Annotated in this window: 13 protein-coding genes; 5 read left to right on the plus strand and 8 right to left on the minus strand. The window is 72.4% G+C overall.

The features are described 5' to 3' along the window. Positions 1–797: 797 nt before the first annotated feature. The 5 genes from O7616_RS09700 to O7616_RS09720 are packed head-to-tail and all read right to left on the minus strand — an operon-like array spanning position 798 to position 4,963. Positions 798–1,412, minus strand: coding sequence for a hypothetical protein (locus tag O7616_RS09700; protein WP_282306485.1), 615 nt, complete (start codon positions 1,410–1,412; stop codon positions 798–800). Beyond that, entirely contained in the window at positions 1,409–2,797 is a 1,389-nt protein-coding gene (locus O7616_RS09705) for a hypothetical protein (protein ID WP_282306486.1), read from the minus strand. The genes O7616_RS09700 and O7616_RS09705 overlap by 4 nt, the downstream gene beginning before the upstream one ends. Beyond that, positions 2,794–3,594: an ABC transporter ATP-binding protein gene (locus O7616_RS09710; RefSeq protein ID WP_282307579.1), complete on the minus strand. Its 801-nt coding sequence runs from the start codon at positions 3,592–3,594 to the stop codon at positions 2,794–2,796. The genes O7616_RS09705 and O7616_RS09710 overlap by 4 nt, the downstream gene beginning before the upstream one ends. A gap of 20 nt (positions 3,595–3,614) precedes the next feature. Next, the gene (locus O7616_RS09715) at positions 3,615–4,412 is read right to left on the minus strand and encodes a zf-HC2 domain-containing protein (RefSeq protein ID WP_282306487.1); all 798 of its coding nucleotides are present in this window, start codon (positions 4,410–4,412) and stop codon (positions 3,615–3,617) included. Continuing rightward, positions 4,409–4,963, minus strand: coding sequence for an RNA polymerase sigma factor (locus O7616_RS09720; protein WP_282306488.1), 555 nt, complete (start codon positions 4,961–4,963; stop codon positions 4,409–4,411). The genes O7616_RS09715 and O7616_RS09720 overlap by 4 nt, the downstream gene beginning before the upstream one ends. A 247-nt stretch (positions 4,964–5,210) precedes the next feature. Between O7616_RS09720 and O7616_RS09725 the strand changes: the two genes are divergently transcribed. Continuing rightward, on the plus strand, positions 5,211–6,431 hold the full coding sequence (locus O7616_RS09725; RefSeq protein ID WP_282307580.1) for a multidrug effflux MFS transporter: 1,221 nt from the start codon (positions 5,211–5,213) through the stop codon (positions 6,429–6,431). A 48-nt stretch (positions 6,432–6,479) separates the two neighbouring features. Here the strand turns inward: O7616_RS09725 and O7616_RS09730 are convergent, their stop codons facing one another. Beyond that, positions 6,480–7,148 (minus strand): hypothetical protein, encoded by a 669-nt coding sequence (locus tag O7616_RS09730; protein ID WP_282306489.1) that lies wholly within the window; start codon positions 7,146–7,148, stop codon positions 6,480–6,482. 23 nt (positions 7,149–7,171) lie between these two features. Between O7616_RS09730 and O7616_RS09735 the strand changes: the two genes are divergently transcribed. Then, positions 7,172–7,690: a hotdog domain-containing protein gene (locus tag O7616_RS09735; protein ID WP_088946282.1), complete on the plus strand. Its 519-nt coding sequence runs from the start codon at positions 7,172–7,174 to the stop codon at positions 7,688–7,690. A 142-nt stretch (positions 7,691–7,832) separates the two neighbouring features. Further along, positions 7,833–9,803 (plus strand): acetoacetate--CoA ligase, encoded by a 1,971-nt coding sequence (locus tag O7616_RS09740; RefSeq protein ID WP_282306490.1) that lies wholly within the window; start codon positions 7,833–7,835, stop codon positions 9,801–9,803. 537 nt (positions 9,804–10,340) lie between these two features. Here O7616_RS09740 and O7616_RS09745 read toward each other — a convergent pair. Beyond that, positions 10,341–11,030, minus strand: coding sequence for a TIGR03089 family protein (locus O7616_RS09745; protein ID WP_282306491.1), 690 nt, complete (start codon positions 11,028–11,030; stop codon positions 10,341–10,343). A gap of 154 nt (positions 11,031–11,184) precedes the next feature. On the opposite strand from O7616_RS09745, the gene O7616_RS09750 reads away from it, so the two are divergent. Together O7616_RS09750 and O7616_RS09755 are read left to right on the plus strand one after the other, a co-directional pair. After that, a complete protein-coding gene (locus O7616_RS09750; protein ID WP_282306492.1) occupies positions 11,185–12,330 on the plus strand; it encodes a glycosyltransferase family 1 protein in 1,146 nt (381 codons plus the stop codon). A gap of 61 nt (positions 12,331–12,391) precedes the next feature. Beyond that, positions 12,392–13,483, plus strand: coding sequence for a sugar phosphate nucleotidyltransferase (locus O7616_RS09755; protein ID WP_282306493.1), 1,092 nt, complete (start codon positions 12,392–12,394; stop codon positions 13,481–13,483). On the opposite strand, the gene O7616_RS09760 is transcribed toward O7616_RS09755, so the two are convergent. Beyond that, positions 13,452–14,069: an NUDIX domain-containing protein gene (locus tag O7616_RS09760; RefSeq protein ID WP_282306495.1), complete on the minus strand. Its 618-nt coding sequence runs from the start codon at positions 14,067–14,069 to the stop codon at positions 13,452–13,454. The two genes, O7616_RS09755 and O7616_RS09760, sit on opposite strands and share 32 nt — an antisense overlap. Positions 14,070–14,181 lie beyond the last annotated feature (112 nt).

Genomic DNA, 14,181 nt, shown 5'->3' on the forward strand with positions numbered 1-14,181 from the left:
TAGCCGTGCCCCTCCGGGACCCCCTCGGCCACCGGGCCGAGTCCTTCGTAGTCCGGCGCGACCACGGCTGTGTTCATTCTCAGATTGGCCGCCAGCAGGGCGGCGTTCGGCCCGTCAACCCACTTGCCATGCTCCTGAAGTTGCACGCTCGGCGCGCACTCCGGGGCCCAACCGACGGTGCCGTGCCCCCAGACCACGAGCGGCCACCCACCGGCCGGGGGCGCCTGCGTGGGGAGGAACAGCATGGCGGTGGCGTTGATCTGGTCTCCCCGGATGCCGGGCATCCGGTAGACGATGAGTTGGCCGTCGGCCACGTCGGCGATCACCGAGGGCACGTTGCGCAGGGGTGTGGGGGTGCCGACCGCAACCCCGTCGGAGACCGCCCCGTCGGAGATGGCCCCGGCGCTGCCGGTCGGACCACCGTCGGCCCCCCATGCCGGGGCGACGGTGGTCAGCAGCCCCGTCAGCAGCAGGACGACCGCGAGCCCGCGTCGGAAGCGGCCACGGTGTCCGTCTGGTTCGATGGGGTGGCCGGGCCTCATGCCCCGTCGTTGTGAGTTCTCGTCAGACCGGCTGCGCCGACGCAACTTGTACCGGGCGACGTCACCACGCCCCGGCATCTGAGCAGTCGGCACTCCCGCAGGTGGCGGAAGGCGACGATCCTCCGGGTCCGGTGACTACCGGATGAGAATAGAGTCTCTGCGGTCGGGTCTGAGGTGGTTTTCCGGGGTGGACCCGGGTCGGACGGGAACGACCGGAACGTCCGGCGTCGGCAGCCCCGACCACCGACGATGTCGTCACCGGTCGGAGGTCGTCTCGCTGGCGGGTCGCAGCGGGCCGCCGCGCAGCGCGTACGCCAGCAGACCGGTCACGGCCAGCACTGTGGCGCAGGCGGTGGCAGCGGTGGTGCCGGCGGGCTGGGTCAGCCAACTGGCGACCTGGACGCGCACGTCAGTGCTTGGCCCCAGGAACGGCAGGACCGCGATGAGGGTCCAGGTGAGCGGGGCGATCCAGGACAGCGCGGCGCCGAACAGGGCGGTGCCGAGCGCGGTCAGCCCGAGCAGGCCGGCGGTGTTGCGCAGCACGAGGGCGAGCGGCTCGTACCGCACGTCGGTGAGTGCGCTGAGCGACAGCAGGGCGGTGATCACGGCGGCGGCGAGGAGCAGGTGCCCGGCCCGCCGCAGCGGCCAGTTGACCGACGCGGTGTGGTCGAGGGCGTCGTCGGCACCGTTGAGGGTGGTGCCGACGGCGGCCACCGCCAGCATGATGGCGAGGCTGGCCGCGCGCGCGTGGATGGTCGTCGCGTCCGTGTAGGCCAGGGACATCGCCCACACCAGCGTGATCATCGCGGTCGCAGTGCCCAGGGCGAAGGGCACCCGACGGGAGCGCAGGTACAGCTGAAGCCATCTCACGGTTTGTCCTCGGGCAGCAGCGCCAGCAGGGCGTCGGTCCGGCAGTCCAGCGCTGCCTCCCGTGCCGCTGCCATCCGTTGCCGCTGCTCGGCCTGCGGCAGGCTCACCAGCGCCTGGTAGGCACGCTGTGCCCGCTCGGCGTCCGCGCGGTCCCACCAGGACTCCAGTGTCGGTGGTTGGTCGGTCAGCCAGGCGGCGGCGACCATCCGGGCGAGGGGCTCGTCGTCCTCCGGCCCTTCGCCGCACTCCTGCTCCCAGACGGCCCGCAGCAGCGACGGCACGAAGTAACCGTCGGACAGGTCGGCACCTCCGCTGCGGTTGATCGTCGGGGCCTCGAAGACGAGCGTGTCGACGGGGTGCCGGGGCGGTGACAGGTCGGGTGAGAGTTGCGCCCAATAGGCGACCTGTTGGGTCTCCACCGCCCGGACCGGGGCGTTGGGTAGCTTCGCTGCCATCAAGGCCAGGGCCTCCCGGGCCGGGCCGACGACGTCGGGCAGCGTTCCAGCGTGTGCGCGGGTCACGCAGACCTGCGGGCCGTTGCTGTCGCAGACCAGCTCGACGGCGACCGGGTCGGTAGCGACAGCGCCGCGGGTTCCGCCCACTGGCAGCAGCGGTACCGTGACGGCGGCGCCGAGCACCGCGGGGAGCACTGCCAGCGCGATGGCCCGACGCCGGACCGCGCCCAGGAGCAGTAGCCCGGTGGCGGCGAGGGACACCAGCCACACCATCTGGAGCAGGCTGACCCGGTTGACGACCGTCTGGAAGTCGTCCACGCCGCCGCTGAAGACCGGGATGAGCAGCACGGCCGACGGTTCCGGCCGGAACCTGGTCAGAGTCGAGGCGGTGTCAGCCAGCATGACCAGGTCCGGTACCAGCCCCACCAGGACGAAACCAACCACGGCGAGAATGGGTGCGGTGATCAACCGGGGCACGGCCCGGCCGGCGGCCATGCCCAGCCAGGCCGCGGCGACCAACGCCGGGACGCCGACCGCGGTCACGACGATCGCGGCGACCGTGAAGTAACCCGACGTCCGCACCACCCACCCGGCCGCGATGAGGAACACCAGGAGGTACGCGGTCGCCACCGAGATCGCGAGCGCACTGGCGGTCGGGCCCACGCGCTGCCACCGTGGCCGGACGGTGCTGGCGAACAACTCGTCGACCCGGCAACGGGCGTCGCGGCGGCCCAGCAACGCCCCGCCGGCCAGCGCGAGTGGCAGCATCACCATCAGCATCGTCCGGGTGGTGACCGCCAGTTGCATCCAGCGCCCGGCGAAGAACTGGGTGGCAGTGAGCAGCAGCACCGTGCCGGTCACCAGTATCAGCAGGGCGATGGCCACCGCCGCCGACCGGCGTAGTTCGATGCGCAGAATTCGTCCGGTCACGCCGACACCCGGCCACGGTAGGCGCGCAGCACCGACGAGTAGCCGCGTTCGGTGGCGCTGTCACCGGCGTCGTCGGCGCCGCCCTGTTCGGCCAGCTCACCGGTGCTGCCCTGCCACACCAACCGGCCCTCGCTGACCAGCACCACGTCGGTGCAGGCCACCGCCACGTCCTCGACCAGGTGGGTGGAGACGAGTACGCAGCTGTCCAGGCCGATCTCGCGCAGCAGCTCACGGAAGTCGAGGCGTTGCTCCGGGTCCAGGCCGACGGTCGGCTCGTCGAGCAGCAGCACCTGCGGGTCGTTGACGATCGCCTGGGCGATGCCGGCGCGGCGCAGCATCCCGCCGGACAGCGTCTTCATCCGGGAGTCGGCGCGATCCGCCAGCCCGACCCGTTCGATGGCCCGTTGCACCGCACCGGGGATGACCGATTTCGGCATCTCCTTGAGCCAGGCCAGGTACTCGACGAACTCCCGGACCGTGAAACGCGGGTAGAAACCGAAGTGCTGCGGCAGGTAGCCCAGGCCACGTCGTACCCGGCGCAGGTCCGCCCCGGCGGTGACCTCCGCGCCCAGCAGGGTGAGCCGGCCGGCGGCCGGCTTCACCACGGTGGCCAGGGCCCGCATCAACGTCGTCTTGCCGGCGCCGTTGGGGCCGAGCAGCCCGTGCACGCCGATGCCCAACGACAGGTCCAGACCGTTGACCGCCAGGTGTCGACCGGCCTTGACCTGCAACGTCTCGGCGTGCACCGCCCACGGGTACGTCGACGGCGCGGTCTCCGCCACGCTGACCGTACGCATCATCATCTCTCCGTATCTCGTCATCGGAAGGTGCTGGTGGGTAGCTGCGACCGCCATCGGGCCTGGACGAGGACCACGGCCAGCAACAGCACTGTGGCGAGCGTCCAACCGGTCGGACTGCCGCCCGCGAGGACGGCCGGGAGTCGCCCGCCGACCAGGCTCGGCGCCACCACGCCCGCGGACCAGGTGAGCGCCAGGATGAGCGCGGCGCGGTCGATCCCCAGCATCGTGCCGAGCGCCAACGCCCCGGCGGTGAAGCCCAGCGCCGGAAGCAACCAGAGGCCGGGGGAGTGGCCGGTGCCCCAACCGGCGACCGCCAGCACCGGCAGGACCGCGACCAGCACCCCCAACGTGCGGCGCATGAGCAGCGGCAGGCCGGTACGGGGGGTGGTGGCCGCCAACTCCCAGGCCGGGTCGACTCGTCGACTCCACACGGCGGCCACCGGTAGCAGTGGCGCGACCGGAGCGACCAGCAGCACCAGCGACGGCAGACTGGCGAAGGTCTTCTCGAACAGGACCGCGGCGAGCATCAGCCCGGCGGCGGTGGCGAGCCAGGGGAGGGTCCGAGCGGCGACCCCGGTACGTGGTAACCGTCGCGGACGCACCGGTCCGGGGCCGCCGGCGATCCCGGCGGCGACCACGCCGGCCACCCGGTCCAGCAGTTCACGCGTGCCGGGGTCGACCGCGTCGGCCAGCAGCCCTCGGCAGTCGGCGCAGGTCTCCAGGTGCGCCTCCACCGCCCAGATGGTCGGGTCGTCGACGCCGACACCGCCCGAGGCGTAGTGGGAGATGAGAGCGGCTGTGGGGTGAGTGGTCATGACAGCGCCTCCCGGAGTGCGATTCGGGCCCGTCGCGCACGGGTCTTCACGGTGCCCTCGGGCATGCCGAGCAGCAGCGACGTCTCCCGGGCGGTCAGACCGTCGAGGACCATCGCGCGGAGCACCTGTCGTAACTCCGGAGGTAGCGCGTGCAGGGCCTTTTCGAGGTTCGCGTCCATCCCCCCGGCCAGCGCCTCCTCCTCGGCGGCCGGGGCCACCGTCTCGAAGGTCTGCACCGCCGGGATCCGCTCGCGCCGAGCCCGGTGGCGGAACGCGTCGACCAGCCGGTGGGCGGCGATCGTCCACAACCAGCCCACCGCGCTGCCGGAGGCGGAGGACGACCGCGCCTGGCTTCCGGCCGACCGCCACACCGCCAGGTACGTCTCCTGCAACACCTCGGCCACCACGTCCTCGTCGGCGCAGCGCCGCCGCAGGCGTGCGGTCAACCAGGGGGCGGTACGCCGGTACAGCGCGTCGAACGCGCGCCGGTCGCCCCGAGCGACCCGGCGGAGCAGTTCGCCCTCGTCGAGCCCGTCCAGACTTCGTCTCACGAAAGGCAAGACGACGCGTACCCCTGCTTGGGTTCTCTCTGGACCGTGACCGTCGTCACACCCGGCATCGGTGACTCTCCACACATCGGGAACGCCGCACGCCTTCCGCGCGTTCACCTCCACCACGACCCCCGCTCGTCACATCCGCAGAGAGAACGAGACGATGAAGCAGTCCGTGGAAGAGACCGGAGCGGGCACCCGCACGGCAGATCCGACGACCACCGCGAGCGTCCTGCCCGGCGATCTGATGACCAACCGTCAGCGGGCGCAACTCGTCCTCGTCCTGGGTGCGTTGATCGCGATCGGGCCGCTGACCATCGACATGTACCTGCCCGCGCTCCCCGCCATCACGGCGGGTCTTGAGACCACCGAGACCGCTGTGCAGTTGACGCTCACCGGCACGCTCGTCGGCCTCGCCCTGGGCCAGTTGCTGATCGGCCCGCTCTCCGATGTGGTCGGACGGCGCACTCCGCTGCTGGCCGGGTTGGCCGCGCACATCGTGGCCTCCGTGCTGTGCGTCTTCGCGCCCAACATCGCGGTGCTCGGCACGCTGCGGGTCCTCCAGGGGCTCGGTGTCGCGGCCGCCACCGTGGTCGCCACCGCGGTCGTCCGCGACCTCTTCAGCGGGGCCTCCTTCGCGCGGATCTTCTCGCGGTTGATGCTCGTCATGGGTCTGGCGCCCATCCTCGCGCCGACCCTCGGCAGCGGCCTGCTGCGGTGGACCGACTGGCGGGGCGTCTTCGCCGCCCTGGCGGTGCTGGGCGTGCTGCTGATCGTCGTGGCCGCACTCCGGCTCCAGGAGACCCTCCCGGTGGCGCGTCGACGGCACGGAGGGTTGGCTGCCACCCTGCGCGACTACCGGGGACTCTTCAACGACCGGGCGTTCGTCGGGCTGGTGCTGGTCGCCGGGCTGGCGATGGCCGCCCTGTTCGCGTACGTCTCCGGGTCGTCGTTCGTCCTCCAGCGGGAGTACGGCCTCGACGAGCAGGAGTTCGGTGTGGCCTTCGGGGCCGGTGCGGTGGGCCTGATCGCGGCCACCCAGTTCAACGTGCGGCTGCTGCGTCGCTACACCCCGCAGCAGATCCTGGTCAGCGCCCTGATCGCCGGCACGGCGGCCGGGCTGTTGCTGATCCTGTTCGCGGCCACCGGCTTCGGCGGTCTGGGCACCCTGCTCGCCGCGCTGTGGCTCGTGCTGGCCGCCGCCGGACTGGCCCTGCCGAACGCCCCGGCGCTGGCCATGAGTCGGCACAGCGAGACCGCGGGCACCGCCGCGGCGCTGCTCGGCGCTGTGCAGTTCGGCATCGGTGCGTTGTCCGCGCCGCTGGCGGGTCTGTTCGGCACCGGAAGCGTGCCGATGGCGATCGTCATCGCGGGCGGGATGGCCGCCTCGCTGGCCGTCATGCTCGTCGTGGTTCCCCGGGCCGGTCTCGGCACCGTCGACCCGGACCTCGCGGTCGCGGTGCACTAGCCGGGCGAGACAGCGGGCGGGCCGGGTGACCCCGGCCCGCCCGACGGTTCAGCGGATCTCGGTGGTGTCCTCCGGACGCGGTTGACCGCGCGGCGGAGCGGACCAGGGCGATTCCCCACCGACCCGGCGCGGTAGCGGCTCGGTCGGCGAATCGGCCGGGTAACCCAGAGTGAGGGGCGCGGTGTCCCGCTCCGCCGGCGTGGCCGGCGGCCAGTCGGTGAGCGTGAAGTCGTCGTTGCGGGGGCCTCCGTCCGGCGCGGGGGCCGGCGTCGCGGCCGGCTCGGTCGCCGGGCTGGGCCACTGCCGCCACCGCTGCATGCTGAACGTCGCCATCAGCAGCAGCAGGCCGATCAGGAAGAGCGTGCCGTTCTCCACCGGCAGCCGCAGCGGCAGGGGATCGCCGAACACCTTCCACTCGTGCGGGATCGCGTCCCGCACCGTGAACGGCGCCACGAACATCCCGATGTACGGGGTGACCAGCAGCAATCCGGCCACCAGCGGGCCCAGCGGTGAGAAACGCAGCGTGCCGAGCAGGCCCAACAGGACACCGCCGACACCGAGGTACACGGCCGGCTCGATCAGGTTGGCGGTGTTGAACGTGCCGATCTCCACCCAGCGGTCGACCGTCCGGCTCGACCCGTCCTGCCCCAGTGTGACCAGCACCCAGGTGATGGGCGCCACCACCAGCCCGGCGAGGAAGCTCCAGAGATGTCGCATCCGCGCACCGTACCGTTTTCGACATGACTGAGCACCTCTCCGCCGCTCCGATCGGCAAGCCGACGTCGTACTCGCGGGTCACGCTAAGCAAGATCATGACCGCGGTGGACGTGAACCTGTACGGCACCGTGCACGGCGGGGTACTGATGAAGTTCGTCGACGACGTGGCGGGTGCCGCCGCGGCCCGGCACAGTGGCGGCACGGCGGTCACCGCGGCGATCGACGAGATCGTCTTCTCCGAGGCGGTCCGGGTCGGTGACCTGGTGCACGCGCACGCGCAGGTGAACTGGACCGGCCAGACCTCGATGGAGGTCGGCGTGCGGGTGGTGGCCGAACGGTGGGACTCGGCCGAGGACGCCGCGGTCCGGGTGGCCACCGCGTACCTGGTCTTCGTCGGGGTGGACGTCGGCGGGGCGCCGCGGGTGGTCCGCCCGGTGCTGCCGGAGACGGCGGAGGACGAGCGCCGGTACAAGGAGGCGGAGATCCGCCGGGCGCACCGCCTCGCCCGCCGCCGCGCCATCCAGGCCCATCGCGCCGGCTGACCCACACAGGTCGGCCGGGTGGAGTGTGGGACGGGCACGCGTCGGTCGGCGTACCCGCTGCGCAGAATGGCGCTTCGAGGTAGGGCAAGATGGCGCCACGGCCCAAACACAGTGTCGTGCCGGGCCAGGGGAGGGTGGACCAGTGGGTGACATGCTGTGGGCGCCGCCGACGGACGTACGCGAGCGGTCCCGGATCGGCGACTACTTGCGCTGGCTGCGGGAGCACCGGGGGCTGGACTTCGCCGACTACGACGCGCTGTGGCGCTGGTCCACCACCGACCTGGACGGGTTCTGGCGCTCCATCTGGGACCACTTCGAGGTGATCGCGCACACCCCGCCCACCGCCACGCTCGCCGAGCGGAGCATGCCCGGGGCCCGTTGGTTCCCCGGGGCCACGCTCAACTACGCGGAGAACGTGCTGCGGATGCCGGGGCGTGCCGACGACGACCCGGTGGTGATCGCGCACGGGCAGACCCGACCGCCGGTCACGCTGACCGCCGGAGAGTTGCGTGAGCAGGTCCGCCGGGTGTCGGCCGGGCTGCGTCGCCTCGGCGTCACCGCCGGTGACCGGGTGGCGGCGTACGCCCCCAACATCGGTGAGACGTACGTCCTCCTGCTGGCCGCCGCCAGCCTGGGCGCGATCTTCTCGTCCTGCGCGCCCGAGTTCGGCACCCGCAGTGTCACCGACCGGTGGCAGCAGATCGAGCCGACGGTGCTGGTCGCCGTGGACGGCTACCGCTACGGCGACAAGCCGGTGGACCGCCGCGCCGAGGTGGCCGCGATCCGGGCCGCCCTGCCGTCGCTGCGGCACACCGTGAGCATCTCCTACCTCGACCGGCAGGGCACACCGCCGGACGGGGCGCTGGGCTGGGCCGAGCTGGCCGCGCCGACCGACGAGCCGTTGACGTTCACGCCGGTGCCGTTCGATCACCCGCTCTACGTCCTCTACTCCTCGGGCACCACCGGGCTGCCCAAGCCGATCGTGCACGGCCACGGCGGCATCCTGCTGGAACACCTGAAGATGCTCGCCCTGCACCACGACCTGGGCCCGGCGGACCGGTTCTTCTGGTTCACCACCACCGGCTGGATGATGTGGAACTTCCTGGTCTCCGGCCCGGCGGTGGGCGCGACGATCGTGCTCTTCGACGGCAACCCGGGTCACCCGGACCTCGGCGGGCTGTGGCGGTTGGCGGCGGAGACCGGCACCACGTACTTCGGCACCTCGGCACCGTTCCTGTTGGCCTGCCGCAAGGCCGGGTTGGTCCCCCGGGAGATCGCCGACCTGTCCGCGCTGCGCGGGGTGGGTTCCACCGGTGCGCCGTTGCCCGCCGAGGGCTTCCGCTGGGTGTACGAGACCGTCGGCGACCACCTTCAACTCCAGTCGCTCTCCGGCGGCACCGACGTGTGCACCGGCTTCGTCGGTGGGGTGCCGTTGCTGCCGGTGTACGCCGGTGAGATCGCCTGCCGTGCCCTGGGCGCCAAGGTGGAGGCCCGCTCCGCCGACGGCACCCCGGTCATCGGCGAGTTGGGCGAGTTGGTGATCACCGAGCCGATGCCGAGCATGCCGGTGGGCTTCTGGAACGACCCGGACGGCGTCCGTTACGCCGAGGCGTACTTCGACGTCTACCCGGGCGTGTGGCGGCACGGGGACTGGATCACCATCAACGAGCGGGGCGGCTGCGTGATCACCGGACGCTCCGACGCCACCCTGAACCGGGGCGGGGTGCGGCTGGGCACCGCCGAGTTCTACTCCGTGGTCGAAGGGCTGGACGAGGTGCTCGACTCCGTCGTCGTGCACCTGGAGGACGACGAGGGCGGCGCCGGCGAGCTACTGCTCTTCGTGGTGCTCGCCGACGGCCTGACGTTGGACGACCCGATGCGCGCGGCGATCTGCCGCGAACTGCGCTCCGCGCTCTCGCCCCGACACGTACCTGACGAGATCCACCAGGTGCGTTCGGTGCCCCGCACCCTGTCGGCGAAGAAGCTGGAGGTGCCGGTCAAGAAGATCCTCACCGGCACCCCGGTCGACCAGGCCGCCGCCAAGGGCGCACTGGCCAACCCGGAGTCCCTGACCGCGTTCGCCACCTTCGCCCAGTCGAGAACCCCCGCCTAGGGCGGCTGCCCCCGGCCCCGGCCCCGCCCCGGCCCCGGCCCCCGGCCCCTGCCCTGGGCCCCGGCCCCTGCCCTGGGCCCCGGCCCCTGCCCTGGGCCCCGGCCCCTGCCCTGGGCCCCGGCCCCTGCCCTGGGCCCCGGCCCCTGCCCTGGGCCCCGGCCCCTGCCCTGGGCCCCGGCCCCTGCCCTGGGCCCCGGCCCCTGCCCTGGGCCCCGGCCCCTGCCCTGGGCCCCGGCCCCTGCCCTGGGCCCCGGCCCCTGCCCCGGACCGCACAGCCGTCGGGGCGCGCCGGTAGATGATCCACTCCACATCGGCGACCTTGGGGTATCCGGGCCACGGGATACCGCCAGATCGCCGATGTGGAGTGGATCTTGCCGCAAGCCCCGCCGCCCTCTTGGTCGATCATGGAGTTGTGGTGTTCACAAAAGGGGCGTAGTCGCAGGAGTCCCTCACCACAACTCCATGATCGACGGGGCTGAGGGCGGGGCTGGGCTGGGGCTGAGGGCGGGGCTGGGGCTGGGGGCGGGTGGGGTGGGGTTAGGGGAGGGGGTGGGTGATCTTTTCGGTGCTCAGGCGGGTGGTTAGGCGGGCTGGGTCCGGGTTGGCGCAGAGGACCACTGTGGCGGCCCGGGTCAGCGGGGCCAGCAGCCAGTCGATCGGGTCCGGGTAGCGGGTGGCGTCGACCAGGACCCGTGCCCCACGCTCGATGCCCAGCTCGTCGGCGCGGGCCCCGGCCCGGGTCAGCAGGCGCGCGTCGGCGGGGCCCGGACCAGGCTGCGGCGTGAAGTGGTCGCCGTGTCCGCGTACCTCCACGACGTAGTCGGCGAACCCGGGCGGCACCTGCCGCAGCGGGGCGGCGAGCGGGGCCAACCCGAGGGCGTACCGCTCGTCGGCCGCCCACGACTGTGCCTCGTCGAGTTGGTCGACGGCGGCGAAGAGCACGTCCACGTCTCCCGGCGTGTCGACGACGTTCAGCTTGGCCGACCAACAGCCCAGCAGCACCGCCGCGGCCTGCCAGTGCGGCGGCAACAACACGCCGACCGGGGCGGCCGGGGCGAGGCCGACCTCGTCGACGAGAAGATTGGCGGTCTTCGCCACCCAGTTCGCCAGGGTGGCGCCGGAAAGTTCGGTGCGGTCCCCGCTGGCATCGTCGTACCAGGTGAGCAACGGTCTGGTCGGGTCGGTAGCGATCGCGTCGGCGAAGACCCGGGCAATATTGTCGGCCATCGGCGCGAACGATACGCCCCTGCCGCCCGTACTCGATGACGATGACAAGTCGGCGTACCGTCGGGTCGCAGTCAGCGCCGCCCCCGCGCTCCGGCGTAGGCTTGGCCCCCGGAGTGTTTTTCCCCACAGACCCGCCAGTGCAAGGAGTCGCCCCGTGACCGCCGGTCGCCCGCCCCGCGTGCTCATCGACGCCACGAGTGTCCCCGCCGACCGTGGTGGTGTCGGTCGCTACGTCGACGGTCTGCTCGGTGCCCTCGGCAAGGTGTGCGGGTCGGGGGTGGAGCTGGCGGTGGTCAGCCTCCGCACCGACCTCGAGCGCTACACCCGGATGCTGCCCGGCGCGGAGATCATCCCGGCCCCGGCCGCCGTGGCCCACCGTCCGGCCCGGCTCGCCTGGGAGCAGACCGGCCTGCCCCTGCTCGCCCAGCAGGTCGGCGCACAGGTGCTGCATTCGCCCTTCTACACCTGCCCGCTGCGGGCCGGCTGTCCGGTGACCGTCACCGTGCACGACGCGACGTTCTTCACCGAGCCGGAGCACTACGACAAGTCCCGCCGCACGTTCTTCCGCAGCGCCATCAAGACCTCGCTGCGCCGCGCCGACCGGGTGATCGTGCCCAGCAAGGCCACCCGGGACGAGCTGATCCGGCTGCTCGACGCCGACCCGACGCGGATCGACGTGGCCTACCACGGTGTCGACCAGGCGGCCTTCCACGCTCCCACCGAGGAGGAGAAGGCCCGCGTCCGCGCCCGGTTGGGGCTCGGCAACAGCAGCTACGTCGCGTTCCTCGGGGCCAAGGAGCCGCGCAAGAACGTACCCAATCTGATCCGTGGTTGGGCGCGGGCGGTGGCCGACCGGTCCGACCCGCCGGCCCTGGTGATCGCCGGTGGGCAGGGGCACGACGACGACATCGACCGGGCCGTCGCCGAGGTCCCGTCGCACCTGCGTCTGCTGCGTCCCGGCTACCTGCGCTACGGGGACCTGCCGGGCTTCCTCGGTGGTGCGCTGGTCGCCGCCTACCCCTCCTACGGCGAGGGGTTCGGTCTGCCGATCCTGGAGGCGATGGCGTGCGCCGCCCCGGTGCTGACGACGCCGCGGCTGTCACTGCCCGAGGTGGGTGGCGACGCCGTCGCGTACACCTCTGAGGACCCGGACCAGATCGCCACCGACCTGGCCGCCCTTCTCGACGACGAGCAACGACGGTTGTCACTGGCGAAGGCGGGTTTCGACCGGGCGAAGGAGTTCACCTGGGAGTCCAGCGCCGAGGTGCACATCGCCGCCTGGAGTCGGGCTCGTTCCTGACCCTCCGGCCCGGGTGGTGACCCGTGCCACTTCGTGCAGGTTCGTCGGGCATGATGTGCGGATGCTTTATGCGGTCATCCCGGCAGGTGGCAGCGGTACACGGCTGTGGCCGTTGTCCCGCGCCGGCCACCCCAAGTTCCTCCATCCGCTGACCGGCACCAGCGCCTCGCTGCTGCAGGCGACCGTGGAGCGGCTCGCGCCGCTGACCACACCGGATCGGACCCTTGTGGTCACCGGTGCCGCGCACGTCGCGGCGGTGGCCCGGCAGCTGACCGGTCTGCCCGAGGAGAACATCCTGGTCGAGCCCTCGCCTCGGGACTCCTGCGCGGCCATCGCGCTGGCGACGGCGGTCATCGCGGTGCGCGACCCGAACGCGGTGATGGGCAGCTTCGCGGCCGACCACCTGATCCGCGACCCGGACAGCTGGGTTCGCACGGTCCAGGAGGCCGTCCGCGGGGCCGAGCAGGGCATGCTGATGACCGTCGGCATCACCCCGACCCGACCGGAGACCGGCTACGGCTACCTGGAGACCGGCGAGGAGACCGACGGTTCGCCGTGGCGGCCGGTGGCCGAGTTCAAGGAGAAGCCGGCCGCCGAGGTCGCCGAGGCGTACGTCCGTTCGGGCCGGCACCTGTGGAACGCGAGCATGTTCGTGTGGCGGGTGGACGTCTTCCTCGCCGAGCTGGCCCGCCAGCAGCCGGCGTTGCACGCGGGGGTCGCCGCGATCGCCGCCGCCTGGGGCACCCCCGAGCAGGACGAGGTCCTCGGCGCGATCTGGCCGACCCTGCCGAAGATCTCGGTGGACTACGCCGTGATGGAGGGCGCCGCCACCGCCGGTCGGGTCGCGACCGTGCCGGGTGACTTCGGCTGGAACGACGTCGGCGACTTCCACACCCTCGGCGACGTGCTGCCGAGCGACGACGCGGGCAACGTGGTGCTCGGCACCGACGCGAAGCCGGGTGTGCTGCTGCGCGACAGCGCCAACCTGGTGGTCGTGCCGCAGTCGGGGCGGTTGGTGGCCGTCCTCGGGGTGCGTGACCTGATCGTGGTGGACACGTCGGACGCGGTGCTGGTCTGCCCGCGCGACCGGGCGCAGGACGTCAAAACCCTGGTCGACGAGCTCAAGGAGCGAGGCGAAGAGGGCTACGTCTGAGGGCGGCGAGGGCCGGCGCGACCAGTTGCACGGTCCCGCCGGCCAGCGGCTCGGGCAGGTGGTCCGGCGGGAACCAGCCCAACTCCTCGGCCTCGTCGCTGACCTGCTCCACCGCAGCGGGCGGGGCGAGTACGGCGAACCGGACGTCGTGGTGCAGGGAGCCGCCCTGGCACTGCACCGGGTGCACGTCCACGTCGATCGGCACCGGGTCGATGCGGAGGCCGGCGATCCCGGACTCCTCGGTGGCCTCCCGGAGCGCGGCGGCCACCAGCGTCTGGTCGACCGGCTCGCAGTGCCCGCCGAGTTGCACCCAACGCCCGAACTTGCCGTGCAGGCAGAGCAGCACACGCGAGCCGGTGGCGTCGAGGACCAGGGCGCTGGCGGTGATGTGCCCGGGACGGTGCTGCCTGCTCATCGCGACCGGGCCGGCGTCGAGCAGGCGGAGGGTGCGGTCCCGTGCGCGGGCCGCGTCCGGGCTGGTGGGCTGCCAGCCGTCGAGCAGCGCGGTGGCGTCGGCGTGCAACGCGGCGTACGTCGCGGCATCGGCAGGGTGGACGGTCGGTCCGGGGATCGCGGTGTCGGGCACCCCGACACTGTACGAGGGTGCGCTCCGTAGGCCGGCTCGGTGACGCGGCGACTCGTCGAATCCGTCGGCCGACAACGGGTGGGTGCGTGTATTCGGGTGACCGGGCGGCACC

Origin of the sequence: Micromonospora sp. WMMD964, from assembly GCF_029581455.1 — a bacterium.
In the GTDB taxonomy this organism is placed as follows: domain Bacteria; phylum Actinomycetota; class Actinomycetes; order Mycobacteriales; family Micromonosporaceae; genus Micromonospora.